The following is a 12,187-nucleotide window of genomic DNA, read 5'->3' as shown; positions in this document are numbered from 1 at the left end:
CATTGCTTAAGGCACGACGCGGCGAATAGGTACTTCATCGCCCTACTTGAGTACGGCGACACTTCTCCGTCCTTACAGGCTGTGATGGCGACAGACTGCGAGTACCACGCAGCGAACAGGTGATATATAGCGGCGATCCGCTTTTTGGATCAGCGCTAAAGAGCAGCGGCCGATGCCTCGACAACGCTCGCCAGCCCCTCGGTGCCGAAATGCACCCCGACTGGCTGGCGATAACGACCATATGGACGGCAGCCCGTCCACCAGTACCGGCACGGCACCTGACCGCGTGCACCTGCGGGGCCCAGATACGCACGTAGTGCGCAGCGCTGTCGTGATCATCCAAGTCTCACCGATGTCGCCAACAGAAGAATGCAGATCAGGAAAGACATGGCCAACGGCACATATCCCGCCAAAGCGATAACCGGATCTAAACCGCTCTCCTAAATGGAGCGTCACAGGTTCGCAACCTGCCGAGGGCGCAAGAGATCTTGTGTTCGCACGCTTGCGGGCTCTGAATCGGCAGAATGCAACGACCTTGTCGACTTCGGTCGAGCGCTTTGCGTGTCGGATCGTCCCCATCTGTGTTGGATGGCACTGTTGCGGTAGCGGCACCATGGTGCCGAGGATGATGACCAGCCTTGATCCATCGACTGCAAGGTAGGGAACTGTGCGCTCTCGCCGTTTGTTCGCTGGGATGCTGACCATTGCCACGCTTGCGTTCGTCGGTCCAGGGTTGGGGGCGGCGGATGCGGCGCCGCTTTCGGCGGCGGAGTTGAAGAAGGTGAAGACGTGCGTCGATGCGCGGCTCAACGAGAGCAATGCGATGTGTAAGTTGACCGACGCGCAGCTGAGTACGCTCATCGGAATCGTCAATACCGAGATGAACAAGATCGAATCGAATCCGTCGGCGTCGGAGCAGGCCGCGATCGTGAACTCAGTGGGGGCGCAGGCGAAGATGAAGATGCCTGATGTCTCGAAGGATGTCATCGACAAGGTTCTGGTCGACCTGAAGAAGAGCGTGCAGGTCTGCCGGCGGTGGATCCAAGGAATAGCGTTGTGTCGGTGGCAATTCGGGTTGGCTAGGCGTGCCGCCCGGACTGTGTGACCAGTGCGGGCGGCAGTGCGTCAGCGGGTCAGGAGCTCGCGTAGCGCTTGGGTGACCGTGGCCGGGGACTCCTCGGCCATGAAGTGGCCGCAGCCTACGGTGGCGTGCTTCAGATCGGGGGCCCAAGCTCGCCACAGGGATTCGGCGTCGAAGCCGAGGGCAGCGCCCCAATCCTGTTGAAGGACTGAGACTGGCATGCGGAGGTGGTTGCCTGCGGTGCGGTCGGTTCGGTCGTGGTCTAGGTCGATGTTTGCGGAAGCGCGATAGTCGGCGACGATGCTGGGGATTGCGGAGGCGGAGGCGCGAAGGTAGGCGGCGCGGATTTCGGGTGGGATGGCGGCGGGGTCTCGGGTCCAGATGTCGAGGAAGTGGCTGAAGAAGGCATCGGGTGTAGCCGCGATCATCTGTTCGGGGAGGCCTGGGGGTTGGGCCATGAGGTAGAGGTGGAAGCCGACTGCGGCGGTGACGCCGTGCATGACGTTCCACATGTCGAGGGTGGGGAGGACGTCGAGGGAGGCCAGGTGGGTGATGGTGTCGGGGTGGTCGAGGGCGGCGCGGATGGCGACGAGAGCGCCGCGGTCGTGGCCGGCCAGGGCGAAGCGGTCGTGGCCGAGGGTGTGGGCGGCGGCGATGATGTCGGCGGCCATCGTGCGCTTCGAGTAGGTGGTGCCATCGGTGTCGAGCGGCTTGTCGCTGTCGCCGTAGCCGCGCAGGTCGGGACAGATGACGGTGTGGTCGGCGGCCAGGTCGGCGGCGACGTGGCGCCACATCAGATGGGTTTGCGGGAAGCCGTGCAGGAGCACGACGGGGGTGCCCGAGCCGCCTACCGCGACATTGAGTTCGACCTGGTCGGCGACGGGGATTCGCTGGTAGGTGAATCCGGTAATCTTCGGTGTCATGAGGTGTCCTTCCGGTGTTCGTGGGTGACGCCGGACAGTCTTTTCGTGCGCACTCAGCAACTGGTCAGCAGCGACTGAGTACGCGGTCGGTGGGCGCGTGACGCAGCTGCGTTTCGGCGTCCTCGGACCCATCAGCGCCGAACGCGCCGGGGAATCGCTGCCGTTGAAGGGGCCGCGGCATCGCGCGGTATTGGCGCGATTGCTCGTCGCGCGGGGGCGGATGGTCTCGATGGACCAGTTGATCGACGATCTGTGGGAGCGGCCGCCGCGGGGCGCGGTGGGGGCGATTCAGACGTTCGTCGCCGATCTGCGGCGGGTGCTGGAGCCCGATCGCGCGCCGCGTTCCCCGGCCGAGGTGCTGGTGACGGTCGCGCCCGGGTATGCGCTGCGCACCGAGAACGTTGACGCGGACCGGTTCGAGGCTGCCGTCGTCCGCACCGCCGAACTGCTCGCGACCGAACACTTCGACCGAGCGTTGTCGACGGCCGATGCGGCATTGGCGTTGTGGCGAGGACCGGCATATGCGGAATTCGCCGAACAAGGTTGGGCGCGTGCGGAAGTCGATCGGCTCGACGGACTGCGACTGCTGGCTATCGAACATCGCGCCGCCGCGCTGATCGACCTCGCGCGGCCCGCCGAAGCCGTGCCCGCACTGAATACCCTGCTCGCTGAGCATCCTTTGCGTGAACACGCCTGGCAGTTGCTCGCTATCGCGCTGTACCGATCTGGCAGGCAGAGCGATGCCCTGGCCGCGCTACGCCGCATCTGACACCTCTTGCGCACCGAATTGGGTGCCGACCCAGGTCCGAAACTCCAGCGCGTCGAGGCGGACATCCTGGCGCACGCGCCACATCTACTCCCCTCGTCCACCCGAACTTCTTCTCCCGGAACGGATTTCGTCGGTCGTCGGCTAGAGTTCGCCGCGATACAACATGCCGCCAACGACGCTGCCCGGCACGGCCGGGTCCGGTTGGCGCTAGTCGCAGGCGAGGCCGGGTCCGGTAAAAGCTCACTCGCCGAGGAGATTTCGTCCGCGCTGACCGGCAGCGGCTGGCTCGCCGCGTACGGCGAGAGCCCAGCGGACCTCGGTGTCCCGCCGGGCTGGGCATGGACCAGGATCCGCACAGCACTGACCACTGCGGGGGCAGCACCGCCCCCAGCAGCTCGTCCCCCCGATCAGATGGCCAGCGAGTTGGCGACCACAGACCCGGCCGAGGCGCGTTTCCTGTTTCACCGTGCCGCAGCCGAATACCTGACGTCGGTGTCCCAAACCGCCCCGGTGCTGCTGGTTTTCGACGACATCCACAACGCCGGTGCGGAAACCCTGGACCTCCTCGCCGCCCTCGTCACCGGAGGCACAGCGGGCCCAGTACTCATCCTGGCGACCTATCGCAGCACGGAGATCAGCACCGAACTCACCGCAATGCTGGGCAAGGTGGCGCCGTTCGAACCGGTTCGTGTGTATCTGAGCGGTCTGTCCGAAACGGACACCACCACCCTGGTGCGCGAGATCGCCGGACCGGATATCAACGAGCACGACAGTCGTCGAATTTACCAGCGCAGCAATGGGAATCCCTTCTTCGTGCGCGAGCTCGCGCGGCTGCTCCGCGACGAAGGGCCCGACGCGCTCGATGCCGTTCCGGCGGGCGTCCGCGAGGTCATCCGGCATCGCATGGCAACGCTGCCACCGGCCGCGCAGACCCTGGTCCAGCAGGCCGCTGTGCTCGGCGAAGACGTCGATCGCGAGATCCTCATCGACCTCACCGGAGGCGCGGGCAGCGCACTCGACGGCCTCGAAAGCTCGCTGTCGGCCGGACTGTTCACCGAAATGCCCGGCGGATCACTCCGCTTCACCCACACCCTGGTTCGCGACACTGTGTATAACGACATCAGCGGCCCACGCCGCGCCCAGTGGCACAGCGACATCGGCGGCTTGCTCGAAACGATCAGCACCACAGACGTTTCCGTACTGGCCCACCATTTCGTCCGAGCACACAGCCGCGCCACCGCCGCGAGCGCGGCCCGGTACGCCGGGATCGCAGCGATGGAGGCTGAACGAGGCTTCGCCCTCGCCGAGGCGGTACGGCAATGGCGCGCGGCCCTCGACGCCTTCGACCGAATGCCCGAACCTGACCTGCCCGCGCAACTCGACGCGACCATCGGACTCGCCAGGGCGCTAGCCGTCACGGGCAATCTCGCCGAGGCCCGCCACTACCGCGAACTGGCCATCACGCAGACGGAGCAATGGGCCGATCCCGTGCAAGCGGCACGCGTAATCAGCGCCTTCGACGTCCCCGCTGTGTGGACCACCAACGACGACCCCGACCTATCCAGCCACGTCGTCACCGCAGCCGAACACACCCTTGCCGTCCTACCCGCCGAACACCGCGAGCTACGCGCCAGGTTGTGCACAACGATCGCCCTCGAACTGCGCGGCGCCGCAGACAACCGCGGACTCCGCGCAGCCGGGGAGGCCGAGACGATCGCCAGGGCGCTCGACGATCCCGCACTGCTGGCCTTCGCCCTCAACGGCCGCTTCATGCACACCTACCAACGCACCGGCCTGAGCGCGGAACGCGGCCGCATCGGCGACGAACTCATCGCACTCAGACGGCACCGCCTGATCGCCTTCGAGGTCCTCGGCCATCTCATTCGAATCCAATCAGACTGCGCAACAGCAGATTTCGATTCAGCAGACACTCATGCAGCCGCCGCGGACCAACTGGCCGCCGACTACGACCTGCCGATGGTCGGCGTGTTCACGCACTGGTACACCGCCCTGCGCACCACGATCACCGGCAGCTACCACGACGCAGACACCGCGTACCGTGCCGCGGCCAAGATGCTCACCGGCAGCGGGATGCCTGGAGTCGAACAGGGCCTACTCCCCCTCGCCCTGCTCTGCCTGCGACTGCAGCACGGAATGCCAACCGACGACGCGCATACGACATGGGGACCATACGAACCTTGGGTCCGCCCGATCATCCTGTTGGACAAAGGACTTCACAACGAAGCAGCCGCAGCGCTGAAGGACATCCCCGACTCACCACGAGACCTGCTACTCGAACTACGCACCTGCCTCATCGCCCGAGCCGCCCACACCCTCGGCGACGAATCGACAATGCGCCGCTGCTACGACCAATTACTGCCCGCCGCAACAGAACTCGCCGGAGCAGGCAGCGGCCTGGTCACCCTCGAGCCGGTCGCCCACTGCCTCGCCGAACTCGCCACCGCTCTCGACAGACCGGACGCCGCCGAGGAACACCGGCAGCAAGCACTCACCCTCGCCCGCCGAGCACACTCGACCCATCTCATCGCGGCCGTCAGCGCACCAGCTCCCGAATAGCGCTCACTCCACCGTCATTTCCCCCATCTCGGACCAGTCACTCGCGTCGATCGTCTGGCTGATGATCTTCGGCGTGGATGCCAACGCCGGTGGCAATTCGGTCATCGCAGCTTTGAAATGCGCACTACCAACGTGAGCCTCACCTGCCGCTTGATCGAAAAACGCCTCCACCAATACGAATTCGTTCGGGTCATCGACACTGCGCGACCAGTCGAACCAGAGGTTGCCCGCTTCGGCACGGGTGAGGGCGGTGAACGGGCCGACGAGGTCGAGCCACCGATCCGCCCATTCCGGCTTGGTCTTGAACTTGACGACGATGAAGATCATGACGCTCCTCCTGCGGTGGGCCGGGCTGCCGCGACACAGCCCGACTCCCGCGGGTGCCGGGCTGCGATCGTTGCGAACACCCCATTGTCGGACGATCAGTAGATGTTGGAGGGCCGAACGAGCCCCTCACGGGGTGAGCAGTAGATCCTGCTCGGCCAGTGGTGCGCCGGAATGCCAGGGGACGACCTTGCCGAAGCGGATCAGTTCGCCGTACCGCGCCGGGTCGACGCCCGGTGTCAGCGCCAGCTCGAGGACGGCACGGGCGGCTTCGGCCGGGGTCTGGGCCTGGCTGTAGTCGCTGAACCACGGGCGGGACGTGGCGGTGTCGACCATGCCGGGACAGACCGAGGCGATCAGAGTGCCGGTGGCCAGGTCGTCGGCGCGCCGCTCGGCGGCTACCGCGCGCACCGCGGCGACCTGGGCGACCTTCGAGGGGACGTTCAGCCAGCGCGGCCAGCCCGCTTCCTCGGCGGTCTTCGAATGGATTGCGCTGCGCCAGGATTCGACGGCGTACTCGACCTGGTCGAGGGTGGCGTTGTCGAACAGTGGGTGCAGCCGTTCGGATAGGTGGCCGAGGGTGCCCAGCGAGCTGGCCACGACGAGCAGACGGCCGCCGGGGCGCAGGATCGGGGTGAAGGCACGCAGGATTGCGTGGGTGGCGGTGTTCGCGACGTCGATGTACTCATCGGCCATCGCGGACTGGGACTGATCCGGCAGCAGCCGGGTGGTGGCGTTGGAGAGCAGAATGTCTACTCCGCCTTGGGTTTCCCGCAGTTCGGCGGCGAGTGCCGCGATGCTGTCGGCGTCGGCGACGTCGAGAACCCGGCCCTGCACCTGGCTGCGCGTGCCGGGTGCGGCGGCGACCTCAGCCGCGGCGTCCGCGACCCGCTGCGGGTTGCGTCCGGTCAGCAGCACCAGATCCGCGGGGTCCATTCGGGCGGCGAGGCCCTCGGCGAGTGCCCGGCCCAGACCTTGATTCGCCCCGGTCACCAGGGCAATACGTGCGTTACTCATGACTCCAAGTTAGGAAGCCGCCATCCATGAGTCCAACGAGAGTTGGGCACACGTGGTATGCGTAGAAGTCATGGGCTTCACCGATGTCTCGCTGACCGCGCTGCGCGTCTTTCGCGCCGTCGCCGAGCAGGGCACCTTCACCGCGGCGGCGGGCGCGCTCGGCTACACACAGTCCGCGGTGTCGCGGCAGATCGCCTCGATCGAGCGGGCGGCGGGCGCAGAGCTGTTGGAGCGGCATCGTGAGGGGGTAAAGCTCACGGCAGCAGGGCATCTCGTGTTACGTCGGGCCACCGCTGTGCTCGATCAGATCGACGCGACCGCGCGGGAGTTGTCGGGGTTGCCCGCCCAGGCCGCGACGGTACGGGTCGGCTGGTTCCCCAGCGCGGGTGCCGCCCTGCTGCCGAAGGCCATCGCGGCGCTGCGCCAGACTCATCCCGGCATTCATGTCCAGAGCCGGGAAGGCAGCACGCCCGCGCTGGTGCGCGCGCTGCGTGCGGGCAGCGTCGACCTGGCCTTACTCGGCTCAGAGCCGCCGTTCCGGCCGCCGGACACCGAGTCGCCCGCGCTGATCCTGCGCACCCTCACCGAGCGCAGTCTGTGCGTAGCCGTGCCCGCAACGCACCCGCTCGCGCGCGGCGACTACATCGATGTCGCGGACCTGCACGGCCAGCAATGGATCGCCGGACCGAACACCAGCCACGACCGGTTGATGGGTGTCTGGCCCGGCCTGGACGAACGGCCCGAGATCGCGCACACCGTCCGTGACTGGCTCGCCAAACTCCAATTGGTCGCCGCCGGTTGCGGATTGACGACCATCCCGGCCGTCCTCGCTCCCGCCGCCCTGCCCGGCGTGCGCGTCCTTCCGGTCCGCGGCGGCCCACAGGAGCAACGGCGACTTCTACTCGCCCGCCTGCCGTCTCCACTCACCGAGGCGGCGGCACGAACCGCCGAGGCACTGCGGGCCGCCGCGATCGAGCTGGACGTACCCCAGTAACTGCGCGGAGTTACTCGACCGCCTTCCCCCTTATCCGCGGCGGCGCGCGGTAGCGTGGGTTTGCTTACAGTTCGCCAACTATCGATGTGGTAGATACACAACCCGCCCTAAGCTGCTCTTCAACTGGACGACCGTCCAGCACCAAGGAGAAGTCTTCGATGCGCGTTAATCGTGGTTGGAAGAGTTCTGTGGCTGTGGCCACGGTCTCGGCAAGCGTCATGCTCGGGTTGCAGGCGGCTCCGGCCGCCGCGGAAACTCCGGGGATGCTGATCTCGGCGACTCCGCAGGCGGATGGCTGGCGGCCGATGCCGAACGGGTCGGTGATCACCTACTGGATGGCCGGGTCGGACGGCTCGCCGCGGCAGGCCAGCGGGGCGTTGTTCATCCCGAATGGCACGCCGCCGCCCGGCGGGTGGCCGGTCATCGCGTTCGACCACGGCACGACCGGGCTCGGGCGCGGGTGTGGCGGTGAATCCGATCCGAGCACGGCGCCGAACTCGCATTGGCATACCGAAGAAGACGGCATCATGCAGCACCTGATCGAGCAGGGCTTCGCGGTGGTGGCCCCGGACTATCTGGGTCTCGGCCTGTTCGATACCGGGCCGCACCCGTACCTCGAACTGCAGACCGAGGCGACCGCGACCATCGACCTGCTGCGCGCCGCGCGTTCCGCGCATCCCGAGCTGTCGCGTACCTGGGCCGCGCTCGGCCCCTCACAGGGCGGGCACGCGGCGCTCGGCACCGGCTATCTGCAGGCGAGCTACGCGCCGGACCTCGACTACCGCGGCACGGTCGCGATCGACCCGGCGTCGGATGCCGAAAAGGTGCTGCCCATCGCGGGACCCGTGATTCCGACGGTGCCGGGCACGGCGGAAACGCTCGGCTTCGTGTCGACCATCTTCGCCGGAGTCCGGGCCGCGCGAACCGACATCGACTTCAACCAGTATCTGAGCCCGGTCGGGCACGAGTTGCTCGATGAGATCGCCACCATGTGCAAGCCGGAGATCGAGGCGCGGGTGGAGGGCATGGGCATCGGTGAGATGCTGTCGAAGCCGTTGTCCGACAGTCGGGTTCGCACTGCGTACGAGTCCTACCTGACCGTGCCGACCACTGGCTATGATGCCCCGATCCTGTTGCTGCTCAACGTCACCGATACGACGGTGCCGTCGCCGCTGCACGCGACGCTCGCCGCCCAGTTCGCCGCCAACGGCGTCGACTTCCAGACCGTCACGGGCACCGGTACGCATACCCAGCTCAACCCGCAGATGTGGTCCGCCATCGACGCTTTCCTGGCGCGCATCAAGTAATCGGTACCCGCCTGGCGGGAATCCGTTGCAAGCTGACGATCGAGCTACTTCTCGCGGACCCGTGCGCCACCTAGCGTCGTAATCACCGAGGTAGAAGGAGATTTCGATGCTCGCACAGTTCGTGCTGTTCGATGGATTCGATCCGCTGGACGTGATCGCACCGTTCGAGGTGCTCGGCGCCGGTGGCACGGTCACCGGCGGCCTGCTCGAGGTCGAGCTGGTGTCCGCGGCGGGAGCGCGCGAGGTGCCGAGCGGGGTGCACCCGATCTCGTTGCGGGCCACCGGAAAACTGGATCCGCACCGCGCGGACTTGGTTATCGTGCCCGGCGGGATGGGCCGCATGCCGACGGACGCGGACGATCACGGCGACGACAGCGTCCTGACCGTCCTCACCCGTGCCCTCGGCACCGAACTCCCCGCGCTGTTGAAGGACGCCGTCGACCGGCCGGGTGTGACCGTCGCGAGCGTCTGCGGCGGCTCGTTGTTGCTCGGGTTCGCCGGTCTACTCGCAGGCCGTCCGGCAACCACGCATCCACTCGGCATGGCGGCCCTCGCACGAACCGGCGCAATCGTGGTGCCCGCCCGCGTAATCGACGACGGCGACCTGATCTGCGGCGCAGGCGTGACCTCCGGCCTGGACGTCGGCCTGTATCTACTGGAACGCGAACTCGGCCCCCGCGTCGCGCACGCCGTCGAGCAGCTGATCTCCTACGAACGTCGCGGAACCGTCTGGCAGAACACAGGTTCCGCACCAGTCGCCGTCTGATCCCTTGTCCGAACCGGCGGTTCGCCGCCGATCGCCGAAACCGAGAATGCCCCGGACTCGAAAGTCCGGGGCGTTCTTGCGTTTTCGGTCAACGGGGAGCGTTGGCCGGGTCGGCGAGGGTCGGGGTGCGGCCCTCGCGATTGGCGCGGCGGGCGTCCTCGAAGAACTCGCGGGAGAACATCGCGGACAGCACCGCGATGCCGCCGCGGTGGACGCGGAATTCGCTGGTCGTGCTGGTGCCGATGAGCCGGATGACGCGGCCTGCGGCGTGCTGCGGGCGGGCGAAGTCCTTCACTCGGCCGCGACCGGTCCACTGCAGCGCCGACTGGTCGATGACGGCGTCGTCGGGGACGAGCAGCTTGACCATGGCGTGGTCGAGGTTCGCGTACACCTCGATATCGCCGTCGCCGGCGAGCTGCGGCGAGCGCAGATCGATGACGGCGCTGCCGTAGCGGACGGTGACGTCGAAGGCGGTCGCGTCGGTCCAGTCGCCGAGGCGCTTGGTGGTGCCGTGATCGACGTGGATCTGCGTGTGAGTGGTCTTGGTGGTCATGTCGGGAAGTCCTTTCGGGGCGGTTCCTCGTGCTGAATCAATAGTGACATGAGAACTAGTTTCTTTGCAACTAGTTTCTGACACCCTAGTTGTTCGGCAACCACTAGAATGGGTCGTATGACGGCATCGGCGCAGTTCAAGCGCTCCCCCTTGGCGATGGTCGTGCTCGGCATCCTGAATCTCGAGCCGATGCACCCGTACGCCATCCAGCGCCGGATCAAGGAGTGGGGCAAGGACAAGGTCGTCAACGTCGCGCAGCGTGCCGCGCTCTACAAGACGATCGGCAGGCTGCAGGAGGCCGGGCTGGTCGCGGTGCGCGAGACGGGACGCGACCAGCAGTACCCGGAACGCACGGTCTACGAGATCACCGACGCGGGCCGGGCCGCCTGCACGAGTTGGCTGGCCGAGATGATCGCGGTGCCGCGCAACGAGTACCCCGAGTTCCCGGCCGCGCTGTCATTCCTGATGCTGCTCGGGCCGGACAGCGCGCGGACCGAATTGGAGCGGCGCGCAAAGACTTTGCGCGACCAGCTGACCGAGATGGCCGCCGATGCCGAGCAGGCGGCGAGCATGGACCTGCCGCGCGTGGTGATGCTGGAGGACGAATACCTGCGCGCTGTCACCGAGGCCGAATTGCGCTGGATCGACGGTGTTGTCGGCGATCTGGCCGCGGGCACGCTGACCTGGTCCTGGGATTCGCTCGCAGCCTATCGTGGCGAATCCGCCGAGGCGGAGTGATCCGGCCGCTGTGAGGTCGCCCAATGGTGGCGGTGTTTGCGGCGGGTAGTGGGGTGGTCGTCGTAAGGTACGGGCATGGTGCCCACCGAGAAGTCCGAGTTGGTGCAGTCGATCGTCGAGTCGTATCTGCTGGACGGGAACCGGCAGTACAGCCGCACCGATGTGGCCGCGCAGGCGGGGACCACCACGGCGCTGACCAAGCGGCTGTGGACGGCCCTCGGCTTCCCGGCGGGGCTGGACGACGACGCCGTCGACTACACCGACGCCGACATCTCGGCGCTGCGGAACTTCCGCGACCTGAACATCCTGTCCTCGGCCGATGCCCGGCAGCAGGCCGCGACCGCACGCACTCTCGGCCAGGGCATGGCGCGGCTGGCGGAATGGCAGGTCGACCTGGTGCTCGCCGAGATCGGCGAACGCATTGCCGCGGCGGGTCCGGACGCCGACGCCGAGGAAACCATTCGTACCGCCACCGAGGGCACCATCGCGACGCTCGAGCAGCTCAACACCTACGCATGGCGCCGTCACCTCGCCGCCGCGTTGTCGCGCTCGCTCGACCCGGGCACCTCGGCGGGCGAAACCGTGCGCCAGCTGGCGGTCGGCTTCGCGGACATGGTCGGCTACACACGACTGACCAGGCACCTGCACCCCGACGAGCTCTCGCTGCTGCTGGAGTCGTTCGAGTCCACTACCACCGCCGCGATCACCGAGAACGGCGGTTGGGTGGTCAAGAACGTCGGCGACGAGGTGATGTTCGCCGCGAACAGCGCGGCCAACGCGGCCCGGATCGCGCTGGCCATCCAGGAGTCCACGATGATGGTCGGCGGCACCCCCGAACTGCGTGTCGCCGTGGCGTACGGCGAGGTGTTGCAGCGGTTCGGCGACCTGTACGGCTCGGTCGTGAACATCGCGTCCCGCCTCACCGGCGTCGCCCGGCCCGGCACCGTGCTCATCGATGACGAAGCCGCCGCCGCGCTCGACGGCGACCCCGAGTTCATCATCAAGAACCTGCGCAGCGTCCGCGTCCGCGGTTTCAATCGGCTGCGCCCGCACATCCTGCGTCGCAACGAGAAAAACAACTGAGCCAGGCACCGCCTTCGAGCCCGGCCACCGCCTCGACCTAAGCTCGTGCCAGTGG

The 12,187-nt window shown here is 67.0% G+C and carries 12 protein-coding genes; 8 read left to right on the top strand and 4 right to left on the bottom strand.

The window, feature by feature from the left end:
- Positions 1 to 694 precede the first annotated feature (694 nt).
- The gene (locus tag ACQPW1_RS05195; RefSeq protein ID WP_433661625.1) at positions 695 to 1,105 is read left to right on the top strand and encodes a hypothetical protein; all 411 of its coding nucleotides are present in this window, start codon (positions 695 to 697) and stop codon (positions 1,103 to 1,105) included.
- A 20-nt stretch (positions 1,106 to 1,125) separates the two neighbouring features.
- Here the strand turns inward: ACQPW1_RS05195 and ACQPW1_RS05190 are convergent, their stop codons facing one another.
- Positions 1,126 to 2,004, bottom strand: coding sequence for an alpha/beta fold hydrolase (locus ACQPW1_RS05190; protein ID WP_433661624.1), 879 nt, complete (start codon positions 2,002 to 2,004; stop codon positions 1,126 to 1,128).
- Positions 2,005 to 2,101: 97 nt separating this feature from the next.
- Here ACQPW1_RS05190 and ACQPW1_RS05185 point away from each other — a divergent pair, with 97 nt between their 5' ends.
- On the top strand, positions 2,102 to 2,773 hold the full coding sequence (locus ACQPW1_RS05185; protein WP_433661623.1) for an AfsR/SARP family transcriptional regulator: 672 nt from the start codon (positions 2,102 to 2,104) through the stop codon (positions 2,771 to 2,773).
- 6 nt (positions 2,774 to 2,779) lie between these two features.
- Entirely contained in the window at positions 2,780 to 5,350 is a 2,571-nt protein-coding gene (locus tag ACQPW1_RS05180) for an ATP-binding protein (protein ID WP_433661622.1), read from the top strand.
- A gap of 3 nt (positions 5,351 to 5,353) precedes the next feature.
- Here ACQPW1_RS05180 and ACQPW1_RS05175 read toward each other — a convergent pair whose 3' ends face one another.
- Together ACQPW1_RS05175 and ACQPW1_RS05170 are read right to left on the bottom strand one after the other, a co-directional pair.
- Positions 5,354 to 5,677: a putative quinol monooxygenase gene (locus ACQPW1_RS05175; RefSeq protein ID WP_433661621.1), complete on the bottom strand. Its 324-nt coding sequence runs from the start codon at positions 5,675 to 5,677 to the stop codon at positions 5,354 to 5,356.
- Between the two features lie 126 nt (positions 5,678 to 5,803).
- Positions 5,804 to 6,691 carry an SDR family NAD(P)-dependent oxidoreductase gene (locus tag ACQPW1_RS05170; protein WP_433661620.1) on the bottom strand — a complete coding sequence of 296 codons (888 nt, stop codon included), beginning with the start codon at positions 6,689 to 6,691 and terminating at the stop codon, positions 5,804 to 5,806.
- 70 nt (positions 6,692 to 6,761) lie between these two features.
- Between ACQPW1_RS05170 and ACQPW1_RS05165 the strand changes: the two genes are divergently transcribed.
- The 3 genes from ACQPW1_RS05165 (at position 6,762) to ACQPW1_RS05155 (ending at position 9,758) form a co-directional block, all read left to right on the top strand.
- On the top strand, positions 6,762 to 7,685 hold the full coding sequence (locus ACQPW1_RS05165; protein ID WP_433661619.1) for a LysR family transcriptional regulator: 924 nt from the start codon (positions 6,762 to 6,764) through the stop codon (positions 7,683 to 7,685).
- A 158-nt stretch (positions 7,686 to 7,843) separates the two neighbouring features.
- Complete coding sequence (locus ACQPW1_RS05160; protein ID WP_433661618.1) at positions 7,844 to 8,992, top strand: lipase family protein; 1,149 nt, start codon at positions 7,844 to 7,846, stop codon at positions 8,990 to 8,992.
- 106 nt (positions 8,993 to 9,098) lie between these two features.
- A complete protein-coding gene (locus ACQPW1_RS05155) occupies positions 9,099 to 9,758 on the top strand; it encodes a DJ-1/PfpI family protein (protein ID WP_433661617.1) in 660 nt (219 codons plus the stop codon).
- Positions 9,759 to 9,846: 88 nt separating this feature from the next.
- On the opposite strand, the gene ACQPW1_RS05150 is transcribed toward ACQPW1_RS05155, so the two are convergent.
- Positions 9,847 to 10,311 carry a hypothetical protein gene (locus ACQPW1_RS05150; RefSeq protein WP_433661616.1) on the bottom strand — a complete coding sequence of 155 codons (465 nt, stop codon included), beginning with the start codon at positions 10,309 to 10,311 and terminating at the stop codon, positions 9,847 to 9,849.
- 117 nt (positions 10,312 to 10,428) lie between these two features.
- On the opposite strand from ACQPW1_RS05150, the gene ACQPW1_RS05145 reads away from it, so the two are divergent.
- Together ACQPW1_RS05145 and ACQPW1_RS05140 are read left to right on the top strand one after the other, a co-directional pair.
- On the top strand, positions 10,429 to 11,049 hold the full coding sequence (locus ACQPW1_RS05145) for a PadR family transcriptional regulator (protein ID WP_433661615.1): 621 nt from the start codon (positions 10,429 to 10,431) through the stop codon (positions 11,047 to 11,049).
- Between the two features lie 75 nt (positions 11,050 to 11,124).
- Positions 11,125 to 12,132: an adenylate/guanylate cyclase domain-containing protein gene (locus tag ACQPW1_RS05140; RefSeq protein ID WP_433661614.1), complete on the top strand. Its 1,008-nt coding sequence runs from the start codon at positions 11,125 to 11,127 to the stop codon at positions 12,130 to 12,132.
- Positions 12,133 to 12,187: the final 55 nt, after the last annotated feature.

It is taken from the genome of Nocardia sp. CA-128927, from assembly GCF_050955855.1.
Lineage (GTDB): Bacteria > Actinomycetota > Actinomycetes > Mycobacteriales > Mycobacteriaceae > Nocardia.
Note: the sequence above shows the minus strand (reverse complement) of the source record. Positions and strands in the feature narration are given on the sequence as shown.